Here is a 14828-nt window from a genome sequence, read left to right on the forward strand (position 1 = left end):
TCTACCAAAAATCGTCTTGATGGAGGGCATTAAGAGCACAAAACTAGTCATGGATGCCCTACATGAATTAATTGACCTGTTGCCGTTTCGGACCATTCATCAATACTTTTACCGGTTTGATCAGACTGCTAGAGAATGGGACAGAGTTATCGTGACCGACATGAATTATACCTATCTTAAACTGGCTAAAATAGTATTCCCCAACACCATCCTAGTTGTGGATAAATTCCATATCATCAACGCGCTTAACCGCGTCTTTAATAAAACCGGAGTTAGATTAGTTTGCGACATCTTCTAGTGAGTTTCACGCTCAAGCGCTACTGGAAGCTACTACTGGTTTCTTCTGAACAAATGGATTTGAATATTTTCATAAATGTACCAACTTTTCTTACTGGCTCACTGCCACCGAAATCGTCCACAACCTATTTGCCCTCGACTCCGAACTGAACCAAACTTACGAGGTCCTAGATCACGTGCGAACCGCTATTCAACACGAAGACTGGGCTAATCACAATGCAACCTTCTGGAACATGGCAGGCCGTTCTAAGGAAATGGCCAACATGTCTGAATTACTTTAAACTCATCACGAAGAAATCTATCATACTTTTCACTCAGTATTCCAATAGTCTTTTATAGGGAACTAATAATAGAATCAAAGTCATTAAGCGAGCCAGCTCTAGTTACCGAAACTTCTTTCGGTTTAGAACTCCTGTATGCTTTTATAGTTAAAACAAAAAAGCCCTAATCACAAAGTGATCAGGGCTTTAATCTTCAGATTTACCAACAACAGTTGACAAACAGCCTTTATTTCATTTAATCATATTTAACTTTTAAGCATCATTTAACTTCACCATGATCAAAAAGTAAAAATAATTGTTTGTTAGATGATGTAATTACAAAGGTCCAGCCAGAATAAGAAAAAATCTCACTTCATCTTTTAATTACATTAGTATTATTTTTTGCTACGCCTAAACTTCCTATCCCCCTTGAAATTAAAGCTACTCTCTTAAGTGATAGTTGTAGGTGGAAATGATAATATTTTGACGTGAATTTAAAATTGTCCGTAATCTCAAGCTAGTTTGGTTATGCAAAAGATTTTCCCAACGATGTTTAGGCACAAATTGTGGTACCAAGACCGTCGTAGAGTAGTTTCGATCAGCCGCCCTTTTAGCGATGACATCACAGAATCGTAAAGTTGGCTGTGCGATTGAACGATAGGATGAATGGATATCAACAAATCGAACATTTGGGAATTCCTTTTTAAACTCTTCAGAAGTCTTATGCTCTTTTTCAGGGTTGGAGTCAAATGAAACATGCATGGCAATCACATAGTCACCAATTGACTGTGCGTAGCTGATCGCATTAGCGGTAACCCTGGTATAACACCACCTACCAAAACAATGACCGTAGAGCCATCGTAATGATGTGTTGCGGTGATTTGGGTATCCTCTTCAACAACCCGCAGCTGTTCGGCAACCCGCTTATAATGACGATTAATCTTGTAAAAAATTCGAAGAAGAATCGGCATCACAATTAGATATGGCCAAACATTTGGAAAACGCAGTAAAAATAAACAGGTAACTAATGCCAGCGAAATAAAAGCCCCAATAAAATTAATCACCGACTTTAATTGCCAGCTTCTTCCACGGTGACGATACCAATGAATGATCATACCGGATTGAGAAAGCGTGAATGGAATGAAAACACCAACAGCATACAACGGAATCAAAGAATTCGTTCGACCTCCGAAGATCTGAATCAGGACAATTGCTCCGACAGCCAAGGAAATAATACCATTGGAATAGCCGAGTCGATCGCCTTTATCCAGGTAAGCATGCGGCAAAAATTTGTCTTTTGCCAAATTATAAGCCAAAATTGGGAAAGCTGAAAAACCAGTATTGGCAGCAACCGCCAAAATCATGGCAGTTGAAAGCTGAAGAACATAATAAATAATCCCATGACCGAAAACAGCAACACCAATTTGTGAAAGAACCGTTTCATGACCATTTGGTACAATTCCAAGGTAGTAACTCATATAGGTAATTCCACCGAAGAAACATGCCAAAATAGTCGCCATAATTGCCAATGTTGCAGATGCATTATGACTTTTTGGCTTTTTAAAATTCGGAACCGCATTACTAATGGCTTCAACACCGGTTAATGAAGAAGAACCGGATGAGAAAGCTCTAAAGAACAGAACCAGCGTCATCCCTTCAACAGGCGCACCGATATGTGCAGCAGCATGATATTGAATATGGCCACTTAAAATATTGTAGCCACCATAAATGATCATTACCAAGATCATGACGATAAACAGATAGACCGGCAGCGTCAAAAAAGAAGCCGATTCACGGATACCACGTAAATTCAACAACATAATTCCCACAACAATTAGGCATGAAATTAACACTTGATGAGAATATAAACTGGGAATTGCCGAAGTAATCGCTTCAGTAGCGGAAGTCGTTGATACGGCAACGGTTAGCATATAGTCAACCAATAATGAACCACCGGCTACTAAACCGGCTCGTTCACCCCAATTTGTACTGGCAACAACGTAGGCCCCACCACCAGACGGATAAGCATGAATAATTTGCTGATATGATAGTGTAATTGCAGCCAATAGAACCAACACAAGCGCTGCAACCCAGATCTGATACATCAATGCAGCGGCTGATAATGTTATCAGGATGGTGGTAATTTGTTCAGTACCATAAGCGACTGACGATAGCGCGTCTGATGATAATAATGCCAAGGCCTTAAACTTTGTTAAAGCTTGGCCGCCTTCGTCAGTGGTTTTTAGCGGCTTACCAATTAAAAGCCGTTTTAAATATCGCCACATAAATAGTTACTCCTTTTATAATATTTACCATTCATGGTGAACCATAAAATAATAGTCCATCTTACCATTAAATACAAGTATTGATTATGTACATAAAATAGTCACTAATACCATACAACAACAAAAAGCGCCCGACAAGCTCGGACGCTCAATTTGTTTGTCTATAGCGACTATTTTTATCTTAAAATTACATTCCCATACCAGGTTGTGGCATTGGAGCAGCAGGTGCATCCTTCTGAGGCTCATCGGCTACAACAGCTTCAGTAGTCAAAAGCAAAGCAGATACAGAAGCAGCATTTTGAAGTGCAGAACGGGTAACTTTGGTAGGATCAACAATACCATCATCGATCATATCTTCAAACTTACCATTTGCGGCATTATAACCAATGCCAGGCTTTTCGTCTTTTAACTGTTCAACGATAACTGAACCTTCAACACCAGCGTTTTCGGCAATCTGACGAACCGGTTCTTCGAGTGCTCGACGAACAATGTTGATACCAGTTGCTTCGTCGCCATCAGCCTTAAGCTTGGCGATTTCAGGAATAACATTAATCAATGCAGTTCCACCACCAGGTACGAAGCCCTCTTCAACAGCTGCACGAGTGGCGTTCAAAGCATCTTCGATTCGGTACTTCTTTTCCTTTAATTCGGTTTCAGTAGCTGCACCGACACGAACAACGGCAACTCCACCTGACAATTTAGCAAGACGTTCCTTTAATTTGTCACGGTCAAAGTCTGATGTTGTTTTTTCGATTTGAGTCTTAATTTCTGAAACACGTTGTGAAATTTGATCTTTTGAACCTGATCCGTCAACAATTGTAGTAGAATCTTTTGTGACATTGATCTTGTTGGCTTGACCTAATTGCTCAAGCGTTGCGTCCTTTAAGTTCAATCCAAGATCGTCAGTGATGACAGTAGCACCAGTTAACATGGCAATATCTTGGAGTTGATCTTTACGACGGTCACCAAAGCCGGGAGCCTTAACAGCGACAACGTTAAAGGTACCACGCATCTTGTTCAAAACAAGTGTTGGCAATGCCTCTCCACCAATATCATCGGCAATGATCAAAAGTGAACGACCTTGTTCCACAATCTTTTGAAGAAGTGGTAAAATATCTTGAATGTTAGTAATCTTTTTATCAGTTACAAGAATGTATGGGTTATCAAGATCTGCTTCCATCTTGTCATTATCGGTAACCATGTATTGTGACATATAGCCACGATCAAATTGCATACCTTCAACAACGTCCAAGCTGGTTTCAACACCACGTGATTCCTCGATTGTGATGACACCATCATGACCAACCTTCTCCATTGCGTCGGCAATTAACTTACCGACTTCTGGATTAGCTGATGAAATTGACGCAATCTGTGCAATATCATCTTTTGTTTTAACGTCATGTGACATCTTGTGAAGTGCATCAACAGCAGTTTTAGTGGCTGTTTCGATACCACGACGAATACCAACAGGGTTAGCACCGGCAGTCACGTTCTTCATGCCTTCGTTCACGATTGCTTGTGTTAAAACAGTTGCGGTCGTTGTCCCATCACCGGCAACATCGTTAGTCTTTGAAGCAACTTCAGAAACCAACTTTGCGCCCATGTTTTCGAAATGATCAGGTAGTTCAATTGCCTTGGCGATTGTCACACCATCATTAGTAATTGTTGGTGTACCAGCTGTTTGTTCCAAAACAACATTACGACCCTTAGGACCAATTGTAGCTTTAACCGTATCTGCTAATTTATCAACACCTTTAAGCATTGCGCTGCGAGCGTCTTCAGAAAACTTAACTTGTTTAGCCATTCCAATTTTCACCTCAAAAATTTATTTTGATTAAATTATTAAATTGTTGAATCAATTATCCGCAATTCAATTATTCGACGATTGCGACGATATCTTTTTCATGCAAAACTAAATAGGATTTGTCGTTATCTTCAATTTCCGTACCAGCGTACTTATCGAACATAACCTTGTCACCCTTTTTAACAACTGGGGCAACAGTTTGACCGTTATCTAAAACGCGGCCTTCCCCAACGGCAACAATTGTACCTGTTTGAGGCTTTTTCTTAGCGTTATCAGCTAAAACAATGCCGCCAACGTTTTTTTCCTCTTCTTCTTCTCTTTCGATAATTACGCGATCTCCTAATGGTTTTAACACGTTAGTCCCTCCATTTACAACAATTTTTAGCATCATTAGCACTCATATGACAGAAGTGCTAATCACTGCTTATAATATATTATTTTTTGAGCGGAATTGCAAGGATTTTTCATAAACATTGCAATATTCAAGCGTTTTTCAATCAATGCGATCAATTCTTGTTACAATAGCGTCAGGAGATTAAAGGCCAACGTCATCATGCGCTAAATATAAAAAAAGATCAGGACGATAACTGTCTTGACCTCTTTTCTATCACTCACAAATATATTGCTGACACACAAAATAAAGAGACTCCCATTATGTTGTGAAAGTTTGTCTTTCACAACATAATAAAGATTGTCCCCTGCCACTTATGACGCTTTATATGGTTACTTGCCAAAATTCTCTATAAAATAAATCAACGTTTGCAATTCGTTAGTTAAATCAACGTTTTGAACAAGTACATCGTCAGGAACGGAAAGTCTGATTGGTGTAAAGTTTAAAATTCCCTTTACACCGCCTGCAACAGCATCATCTGTTACTGCCTGAGCTGCGCTTGAAGGAACGGTTAAAATAATCACTTGGATTTGCTGTTCCTGAAGTTGATGTGCCAGTTCTTGAATTGGATAGACTGGAACGCCGTCCTCAATCTTATTAATAATTGTATCATCAGTATCGAAGGCTGCCGAAATCCTAACATTACCATCTTTGTGAAAGTTAAAATTCAGCAGGGCGTGTCCTAAGTTGCCAACCCCAATCAATGCAACGTTGGTTAAATGTTCCTGGTTCAAGATCTGCTTAAAAAACGAAAGCAGGCTATCCACATCATAACCATATCCACGCTTCCCCAATGCACCAAAGTATGAAAAGTCACGACGGATGGTAGCAGAATCTACTTGAACAGCTTCAGCTAATTCAGTTGAAGAAATCCGACTTTTGCCTGTGTCATGTAATATATTTAAGTATCTGTAGTAAATTGGCAACCGTTTAGCGGTCGCACGTGGAATATTTTCAGCTGTCACGAAAATTTCCTCCTAAATTTCATTAATTTTGCTAACTGAGCACTTTGTGAATCTCTCTTTACTTAGTATTCTAACATAAGATACCATCTTGTGAAATACATTTCAAATATTAGCTTTGAAATTAACAAAGAAATGTCACTATTAGAGACATCATCCCATCTAAATCGCCTCAAAATCAACAATATGATAAACTTATAAGGATAAAAGAAAGGTGGCTGGATCGTTGATAATCTTACAAGCCCAAGATTTAACCAAAAGATTTAATGGTATTAACATATTCTCAAAAGTAAACTTATCAATTCAAGAAAAAAGTCGCATTGCATTAGTCGGCCGAAACGGTGCCGGCAAATCAACATTAGTTAAAATGATCATCGGCGAGCAGTCCATCGATGGCGGTCAAATAACAACAAAAAAGAATCTCACAATCGGATATTTGGCGCAAGATACGGGATTAGATTCCGATAAGGGAATTTATGAAGAAATGTCGTCAGTCTTTGCGAAACTCAAGGAACAAGAAACTAAGATTCATGAACTTGAAGCTCAAATAAGCACGCTGGATCCAAAATCGGATAGGTTTCACCAAATTTCAGCAACTTATGATACTGTTCGAGCCAATTTTGAACAGCATAATGGTTATGGCTATGATGCGGAAATACGTGGCGTTCTCCATGGCTTCGGCTTTGATAAGGACCAGTACGATAAACCGATTAATGAACTTTCAGGTGGCCAAAAAACACAATTAGCACTTGCAAAACTACTACTTGAAAAACCTGAATTGTTAATTTTAGACGAACCAACCAATCACTTGGATGTCGAAACGATTACCTGGTTGGAAAGTTATATTCAAAACTACAGCGGTTCGTTATTGATTATTTCACATGACCGATATTTTCTTGATCGTATCGTTAACGAAGTTTATGACCTGGCTAACGGTACATTAAGACATTACGCCGGAAATTACACACAGTACACCCAAAAGAAGCAACAAGAAATCTCCCTTCGCTGGAAAGAATATGAAAAGCAACAGGCTGAAATTTCCAAACTCCAAACCTTCGTTGATAAAAATATTGTGAGAGCATCTACTACAAAACAAGCCCAGGCTCGTAGAAAACAGCTTGAGAGAATGAACCGAATTGAAAAGCCAACGTCTGACGGTAAAAGTGTTCGTTTCACATTCTCACCAAAATCCAAAAGCGGTAACAACATTTTAAAGGTCACTGACGCAGCAGTTGGTTATACAAAGATTCTTTCAGAACCAGTCAACTTGGATGTCAAAAGAAATCAGGCCATTGCAATTGTCGGCCCCAATGGGGTTGGTAAGTCCACCCTTTTAAAAAGCATTCTTGGCATTATTCCCTTTTTAAAGGGTTCGGCTCAATTTGGAACCGGTGTTGACACTGGGTACTATGATCAAGAACAAGCCTCACTACACCCTTCCAAAACGGTTTTAGGCGAAGTCTGGGATGATCACCCCACTACAGCCGAAGGAGACATTAGAAGCGTTTTAGGCAGCTTCCTCTTTTCTGGAGATGACGTTGCTAAAATGGTTCACGATTTGTCCGGTGGTGAAAAAGCCCGCTTACTTTTAACAAAGTTAGCAATGCAACACAATAATTTTTTAATTCTCGATGAACCAACCAATCATTTAGACATTGATAGTCGAGAGGTTTTGGAAAAAGCGCTAAATGGTTTTGATGGTACAATTCTCTTTGTTTCCCATGACCGTTATTTTATCAACAAAGTTGCCTCATCCGTTGTTGAACTGTCACAAAGAGGAACAACCCTTTACCTTGGTGATTATGATTACTATGTTGATAAAAAAGATGAACAGCTTGCGATTAAGGAACATGAGCAGGAAAAACAGGGAACCGCTCAATTAGCCGCGCAGGCTACCACGTCAACGACTGATAAAAAGAACTATGAAGTCAATAAACAAAATCAAAAGGAAGTTCGAAAACTAAATCGCGAAGTCACCGATTTGGAATCCCAGTTAGACGAACTGTCTAAAAGTAAAAATAATATTGAAAATCAAATGGCTCAGCCAGAAGTTTTTAACGACTTAGATAAGGCGTCCGATCTTCAGAAGAAACTTGAAATGGTCGATCAGGAAATCAAAGAAACTGAAAGTAAATGGGAGCAAAAGAGTCTTCAGTTAGAAGATATTGAGTAATTCATAAAAAGGACCAACAGCAAAGTAAACCACAAAATTGGCTTACCCTGACTGTTAGTCCTTTTATATTCAAGAATATTTAATTAATTTCTATCGATCATTACCTAAATTAATTAGTTGCAGGTTCCTTAATCCATTCAAATTCCAAACTGGGATCAGCATTTAGCGTTGCATTTGTAAATACTCGATGGCGATACAACATTTCACCAGCAGCTCCAATCATAGCAGCGTTATCACCACATAATGATAGTGGTACCAACTCCAAAGAAGTTTTCGGAAATGCTTGTAGTTCTTTTTCAAGACGATTGCGCAATCCCTTATTAGCGGCAACACCACCGCCTAAAATAAGCTGCTTAACCGGATAATCTTGAAGTGCTCGTTTTGTTTTGTCAGCCAAAACGTCAATAACAGCTTGTTGAAAACTTGCTGCAAGATCATCTTTATTCAAAGTTTCATGAATTTGATCGGCATGGTGAACCGTATTAATAAAGGCACTTTTTAATCCACTAAAACTAAAATCGAAATTATCATCTTGGTCCATTGCCCTTGGGAAATGGAAAGTATCATGACCCTTATGAGCCATTTCATCGACTTGTTTTCCAGCAGGATAATTAATTCCCAAAACCCGGCCGATTTTGTCATATGCCTCGCCCGCAGCATCGTCTCGAGTCTCACCGATAATTTCAAATCGATTTTCCTTGGGCATATACACAAGCTCCGTATGACCACCTGAAACGACTAATGCCATTGCCGGAAATTCAATTGGTTCGACTAATCTTGCAGCATAAATATGACCTGCCAAGTGATTAACTGGAATCAAAGGCAGATGATGTGCCCAAGCAACCGCCTTTGCTGCTGTCACGCCAATGAGCAAAGCGCCAACCAGCCCTGGCCCATAAGTGACAGCGACTGCAGATAAATCACTATATGTGACTTTAGCCTGTGTTAACGCATCATTGATGCAGCTGGTAATTTGCTCAATATGGTGTCGGCTTGCAACTTCAGGCACAACGCCACCGAACCGTTGGTGACTTTTTATTTGGGTTGCAACAATATTCGAAAGAATTGTATCGCCATTTTCTATAACTGCAACAGACGTCTCGTCACAGCTTGTCTCAAATGAGAGAATCAGATCTTTTGCCAAAAAACTCACCTTTCCTAGCCAATTTTCGTAATGTCTAAAATCATATTCAATGCATCTTCACGATCGTTAAAATAATAATCTTTCTTTAACCCGTTGTCCACAAAACCGATGTCACGATATAATTTTTGAGCTCTGGCATTGCTGACACGAACTTCCAGCGTTACTTTATCGTATTTTAACTGTCGTGCCTTTTTGATAATTATATTCACCAAAAAATAGCCGAGCCCATGATTTTGAAAATTGGGTGCCACGGCGACATTAGTGATATGACAGTCTTTTGTATGGTCATTTAATGAACAGCCAATGAAAGCAACCAGCCAGTCATTTCGTCTTAAAACCAGATACAAACGATCACTTTTACGCATCAATTCAGTTCGAAACGCCCGCTCGTCCCATGGAGTCTGACCACCATAAACGGCTCGTTCGATTCCAAGGATTTCTGGAATGTCGGGAATCATGGCCTTTGCCAGAAAATAATTTGTACCGTTGATTTCGACATCGTGATTCTTAATGTCTAGATATCGTTCCCGGAGCTGAACCTGCTTGTTATAAAAATTTTGCTGAAACCATTCTTTAAATTTTTTCCACATAGTTACGGGTATCCTCGTTTGGATGAAGTTTTTGCCAATCAGCTTCAGCTTTGGTTAGACGCAGGTATCTCGGAACAACGGCATCAATGTCCTTCACAGGTGACAACTGTGATCCATAAAGACCAAGTCTGGCTGCATTAGGAACTGCTGTCAGTTCATCAGCTACCCTCAAAGAATCTCCAAACCGCTTCAAAAATGCCTCGGAAAAAGGTGCTGTATCCCCTACAATCATAATTGGCTGATTAACATCCGTTAGTTTTGCCAACCAGTCATTAATATTTGTATGCTGATCGGAAATAATTGAAGTCATCGTTCCGTTTTTTAGTTGATAAAGGCCTGTAAACATATTTTGATTTCGAGCATCAAAAATTGGATTGATTAAAACCCTCGGCTCTGAGATATTAAGCGCAAGTGTTAACAAACTTGAAACAGTCACCAGCTCTATATCTAAAGTGCTGGCGAGTGTTTTGGCAGCTGTCGTTGCCATTCGAATCCCCGTATAAGATCCAGGCCCTGACGCAACAACAATTCTGTTCAAGTCGTTCGGTAAGAGATCGGATTTTTGAATAAGATCTTCAATTACCGGCATTAAAAACTCCGCATGTTTTCTATGCGTCGTTAACGTTGTTTCGGCTAATAAATGATCATTATCCAGAACGGCAACGGATAATGGTCGATTCGATGTATCAATTGCTAGAATTTTCATTTTTTTCATGACCCTTTACATCGTTTTTCTTCCATAAAAATGTAGCGCTAGATGAAAGTACATCGTTAGAAAAAATTTCATGAACTGTTTTAATCTTATCGCTATCTTTAGACTCAACAGCTACCGAGCTGGTAACCCAATTGCCATATTTAACCTCATTTTCGAAACGAATATCAATCTGTTCCGGAACGTGGGACACAAGAAAGTCAAGTGGCAGAACGTCAGTCATCCACTCAAGATAATGAGCGTTATTCACATGACCATTAAAGTCAATGTCACTGGCCCTAACCTGATATTTTTTTGAGGAAACTTCAGCACTGTCAGCTATTCGACTTGGCCGTGGCAATCTCGGTACCCGACGCACTTTTTCGGACTGGTAGGGCTCAATAATCGTTTGAGGAATCTCTGTAATCTTTCGGGCTCTCTCATCCATTAAAACCCATATACTGTCTACCTTTACAAGCTCATTTCCCTGATCATCGTGAACCCAAAACTCACGGTAGGCAAAGAAACGGTTGTAGGAAGTCCCACGTGTTGTCATTTTAACAGTATCTTCAACTTGTGGAAGCCGGTTAATCTTAATTGAATATTGCGTGACAACCCAGCCAACACCATACTTATCAATAAGTTCCTGTTGGGCAACTCCTAATTTAGCATTTTGATGATCTGAACAGAGCATTAAAATATTAATCAACATTGTCATTGTAATGCGGTAGCTAACATCTCCTTCATAAAAGGAGATCGTATGATTTTCACTGTACTGATCTGCAGGCATTGGCACGTCTTCTTTCTAACATAATTTAAATTATAACTCTTTTATAATGGGATGGAAACTAATCAAGCCTTTAATTTATACTTTTTAATCTTAACGAATCAACAAAATGACGTCTTTCTTCTAAGTAAATAATATTCACTTAATGCCATGATATTCATTGTAAACAACTTGTTTACGTAGATTATGAGCTTTGGCAACCTTTTTGATCGATTCATTAACAGACAATCCATCCTTAATATAAATATCTACTTGTTGCGTAAGAGAAAGGTTTTCCATTAGATTATCAGTCTTATTCTCCTCTAAAGGTTGCGCGTTTCCACTCACAATAATGACAAATTCTCCTCGTATAGTTGTTGAATTTGCCCATTCAATTACTTGATCAAGTGTGCCACGAATAAATTCTTCATGTTTTTTTGTCAATTCACGACATAAAGAGGCTGCTCTTAATCCACCAAATGAATTTTGAAGACTTTTTAACGTCTTTAAAAGTCGGTGAGGTGCTTCATAAAATATAAGCGTTTCCTGTCGATTAACCAACTTTGCCAGTTCATCACGCTGCTCTTTGGGTTTTCTTGAAAGAAACCCATAAAAATAAAACGGCTGAGGGGAAACACCAGAAGCAATCAAAGCTGTTATACCGGCATTAGCACCTGGCAAGGGAACGACAGTTATTTCACTTTTAATACAAGCAACCACCAACTCATGTCCTGGATCGCTAATCGAAGGCATTCCGGCATCGCTAACCTGGGCGATCGATATCCCTTTTTTTAACTTATCAATCAACTCAGGAATTCTTTGCACAGTATTATGCTCATGAAAACTAATTTGTTTGGTTTCAATTTCAAAATGGTTCAATAGCTTCTGCGTATTTCTGGTATCTTCAGCCGCAATTAAATCCACCTGTTTCATGACAGAAACAGCCCGAAATGTCATATCCTCCAAATTACCAATTGGCGTTGGTACTAAATAAAGCGTACCGTATTTACTTTTAGTATCGAAACTTCTTTGAGTTATCACTTAGTTATTAATCCCTTCGACCATAAATAATCTCCGTGCAAAAAATGCAATCTTCGCCATTTTCCCGTCGCTTGCCATAATATGAACTGCAAACATGAAACCCTTCGTTATATAATTTTTCAAGATTCTTTCGGGATTTAGATAATTCTGGTGAATTGTTACCGACTTTTTCAGTAATCTGATTAATTCTATCCCGAAGATGCTGATTTTCAATTTCTAGTTCCGCGTTCTTTTCCATTAATTCAATTAATGATTCATGCAGGTGAGAAAATTCAGCTGCGGTTGCACCCAGATGACTGTCCATTTCTTTAAGCTCATCATATAAATTTTGACTATCCAATACTATCTCACCCTTTAAAAATCTATGACTTAACAATCGTCAGCATCTTTAGTGTGACAGATTCAATAACATTTTGAAAATTCACATTTACCATCAAACTGCCTCGCGTATTTAACAGTTCCTCCAACATCGTCATTAATTGGTCACTTGACCATTCTTGGGCAGCCTGCTTTGTTTCAGAAATAATATCAGGAAATTTAGTCGTATCTTTTTTTAAAGTACCATACTTAATTTCAAGCGTTTCATCAAAAACACCAATCATCATTGATAAAGCAACCTGCTGACGTTCCTTATTTGTGATCAGAGGCATCAAGGCCATTTGGATATACGGCATGGCCATCAGATTGCCCTTCACTAAATAACCAAACCATTTGGAAACCACTTCCTGAAGTGAAGAAAACCAATTATCCGCTTGCCATCTTTTTATTTCAGATAAACTATTTGTCATCGACATTAGTAAATTTATCTGACTTGGTAAGATACCGGATTTTCGCAACTCTTGATTCATTACATCTTTCCCAATGCTCGGAAATTCAACAACTTGGGTTCTTGAAACAATCGTTGGCAAAATAAGGTTACGATTTTGACTAATCAAAAAACTGACAACATTTCCAGTAGGTTCCTCAATAAATTTAAGCAAACTATTAGCGGCACCGGTTGTCATTTTATCGGCATCTGAAATAATAAAAGCTTTTTTTGACCCTTCCATTGCGCTTTTAGTGAACTCACTCTTTACATGACGGATTTGATCAACTTTAATACTCAAACCATCCGGTTTCGTTATAACAACATCTGGATGATCGTGATTCATAATTCGTGTACACTCAGCACACTTTCCGCAAGGATAACCGTCTTTCACATTTGTACAGAAAAGACGCATTGCAACTCCCATTGCAACTGCATTTTGACCTGCACCATCTTCACCCGTAAAAAGATACGCATGTGACAATTCATTTCGATCCACTAAGCGCATAAATTGTTCAAATAATTTGGGCTGTTTTATTTTCGCATCGCTCGCAATGTTGTCTGACATTTTTAACCTCTAAAATTGATGGAATTGCTCAATTGGCAAGATCATCACAGTAGCCCCACCCACTTGAACCTCAATTGGAAAAGTATGTTCAGCCGTATCACCATTTAGACTAACCGGGGGCGTCATAAATTGTTGTCGGGCGGAGCAGGTTTCCTTAATAAGCTGCAACGTTAAATCAACTTTATCATCATCAACAGCAACCAAATATGTTGTATTGCCGGCCCTTAAAAAACTTCCAGTTGTCGAAAAACGTGTTGCAACAATGTCATGGGCAACAAAAACCGAACGTAACTTATTAGCATCTTTATCTTGAACGATTGCAATTACTAATTTCATAGCTAAGACTCCTTAAAAAATTCACTTGCTATTTGATGAATCACATCAGTTGTATCTTGAATAACCTTTTCAATTGGTTGAGTTGCATCAATTATGATAAAACGATCGTTATATTCACCAATTAATTTCATGTATCCCTGGTGAACGCGTTTATGAAAAGCAGTTGTTTCAACATCTAAACGGTCAATTTTACTTGAGTCCCGATGCTTGGCAATTCGATTCAAGCCAACTTCAACCGGAATGTCAAAATAAATCGTTTTATATGGAAGTATCTTTTCGGTTGCAAACTCATTCATCCTCGCTACTGCCTGCATTCCGATTTCTCTTCCCGCACCTTGGTAAGCCACCGAGCTGTCAACATATCGATCGCAAAGAACCAGCTTATCAGCCTGCAAGGCCGGCAAAATAGTTTCGACTAAGTGTTGACGGCGTGCTGCCGCATATAATAACGCTTCAGTTCGATAATCCATTTCTGTATTTTTACGATCCAAAATAACCCGTCGAATTTGTTCGGAAATTTTATTACCACCTGGTTCTCTAGTAACAATCAGATGGTCACCAAGTTGTTTTTGGAATTGATTAACAACTTCATTCATGACAGAAGTTTTCCCTGCACCATCAGGGCCTTCGAAGGTTATAAATTTGCCAGTCAAAGTTTTTCCCTCAATTCTATATTTAGGTTTATTGTACTGTATGTTTTTTTACCTGTCTATTC

At 38.9% G+C, this 14828-nt stretch carries 14 protein-coding genes and 1 pseudogene; 2 read left to right on the forward strand and 13 right to left on the reverse strand.

All coding sequences use genetic code 11. The features are described from left to right. The first annotated feature begins 49 nt into the window (after positions 1-49). Complete coding sequence (locus tag GQR93_RS09260) at positions 50-298, forward strand: transposase (RefSeq protein ID WP_035444810.1); 249 nt, start codon at positions 50-52, stop codon at positions 296-298. 700 nt (positions 299-998) lie between these two features. Here the strand turns inward: GQR93_RS09260 and GQR93_RS09265 are convergent. The 4 genes and pseudogenes from GQR93_RS09265 to GQR93_RS09280 all read right to left on the reverse strand — a co-directional run bounded on the left by GQR93_RS09265 (position 999) and on the right by GQR93_RS09280 (position 6002). Further along, positions 999-2842, reverse strand: a pseudogene (locus tag GQR93_RS09265) (APC family permease). A 187-nt stretch (positions 2843-3029) separates the two neighbouring features. Further along, the gene (gene groL / locus GQR93_RS09270) at positions 3030-4646 is read right to left on the reverse strand and encodes a chaperonin GroEL (RefSeq protein ID WP_003554619.1); all 1617 of its coding nucleotides are present in this window, start codon (positions 4644-4646) and stop codon (positions 3030-3032) included. A 70-nt stretch (positions 4647-4716) separates the two neighbouring features. After that, positions 4717-5001, reverse strand: a complete 285-nt coding sequence (gene groES, locus GQR93_RS09275; protein ID WP_187117464.1) for a co-chaperone GroES — start codon at positions 4999-5001, stop codon at positions 4717-4719. 368 nt (positions 5002-5369) lie between these two features. Continuing rightward, positions 5370-6002 (reverse strand): redox-sensing transcriptional repressor Rex, encoded by a 633-nt coding sequence (locus GQR93_RS09280; protein WP_003554624.1) that lies wholly within the window; start codon positions 6000-6002, stop codon positions 5370-5372. A 223-nt stretch (positions 6003-6225) separates the two neighbouring features. On the opposite strand from GQR93_RS09280, the gene GQR93_RS09285 reads away from it, so the two are divergent. Next, positions 6226-8172: an ABC-F family ATP-binding cassette domain-containing protein gene (locus GQR93_RS09285; protein WP_187117465.1), complete on the forward strand. Its 1947-nt coding sequence runs from the start codon at positions 6226-6228 to the stop codon at positions 8170-8172. A 109-nt stretch (positions 8173-8281) separates the two neighbouring features. Here the strand turns inward: GQR93_RS09285 and tsaD are convergent, their stop codons facing one another. The 9 genes from tsaD to tmk all read right to left on the reverse strand — a co-directional run bounded on the left by tsaD (position 8282) and on the right by tmk (position 14766). Further along, positions 8282-9325 carry a tRNA (adenosine(37)-N6)-threonylcarbamoyltransferase complex transferase subunit TsaD gene (tsaD, locus tag GQR93_RS09290; protein ID WP_003554628.1) on the reverse strand — a complete coding sequence of 348 codons (1044 nt, stop codon included), beginning with the start codon at positions 9323-9325 and terminating at the stop codon, positions 8282-8284. Between the two features lie 5 nt (positions 9326-9330). After that, complete coding sequence (gene rimI, locus GQR93_RS09295) at positions 9331-9906, reverse strand: ribosomal protein S18-alanine N-acetyltransferase (RefSeq protein WP_003554630.1); 576 nt, start codon at positions 9904-9906, stop codon at positions 9331-9333. Beyond that, complete coding sequence (gene tsaB / locus GQR93_RS09300; protein ID WP_035444849.1) at positions 9890-10612, reverse strand: tRNA (adenosine(37)-N6)-threonylcarbamoyltransferase complex dimerization subunit type 1 TsaB; 723 nt, start codon at positions 10610-10612, stop codon at positions 9890-9892. The genes rimI and tsaB overlap by 17 nt, the downstream gene beginning before the upstream one ends. Further along, positions 10593-11387, reverse strand: coding sequence for an acyl-[acyl-carrier-protein] thioesterase (locus GQR93_RS09305; protein WP_003554635.1), 795 nt, complete (start codon positions 11385-11387; stop codon positions 10593-10595). The genes tsaB and GQR93_RS09305 overlap by 20 nt, the downstream gene beginning before the upstream one ends. Before the next feature lie 135 nt (positions 11388-11522). Continuing rightward, on the reverse strand, positions 11523-12404 hold the full coding sequence (gene rsmI, locus GQR93_RS09310; RefSeq protein ID WP_003554636.1) for a 16S rRNA (cytidine(1402)-2'-O)-methyltransferase: 882 nt from the start codon (positions 12402-12404) through the stop codon (positions 11523-11525). Between the two features lie 7 nt (positions 12405-12411). After that, entirely contained in the window at positions 12412-12744 is a 333-nt protein-coding gene (locus GQR93_RS09315; protein ID WP_035444813.1) for a DNA replication initiation control protein YabA, read from the reverse strand. 22 nt (positions 12745-12766) lie between these two features. Further along, a complete protein-coding gene (gene holB, locus GQR93_RS09320) occupies positions 12767-13777 on the reverse strand; it encodes a DNA polymerase III subunit delta' (protein ID WP_003554640.1) in 1011 nt (336 codons plus the stop codon). A gap of 9 nt (positions 13778-13786) precedes the next feature. Beyond that, the gene (locus GQR93_RS09325; protein WP_003554642.1) at positions 13787-14113 is read right to left on the reverse strand and encodes a cyclic-di-AMP receptor; all 327 of its coding nucleotides are present in this window, start codon (positions 14111-14113) and stop codon (positions 13787-13789) included. A 2-nt stretch (positions 14114-14115) separates the two neighbouring features. Continuing rightward, positions 14116-14766, reverse strand: a complete 651-nt coding sequence (gene tmk, locus GQR93_RS09330; protein WP_003554644.1) for a dTMP kinase — start codon at positions 14764-14766, stop codon at positions 14116-14118. Positions 14767-14828: the final 62 nt, after the last annotated feature.

The sequence above is a fragment of the Lentilactobacillus hilgardii genome (genome assembly GCF_009832765.1).
In the GTDB taxonomy this organism is placed as follows: Bacteria; Bacillota; Bacilli; order Lactobacillales; family Lactobacillaceae; genus Lentilactobacillus; species Lentilactobacillus hilgardii.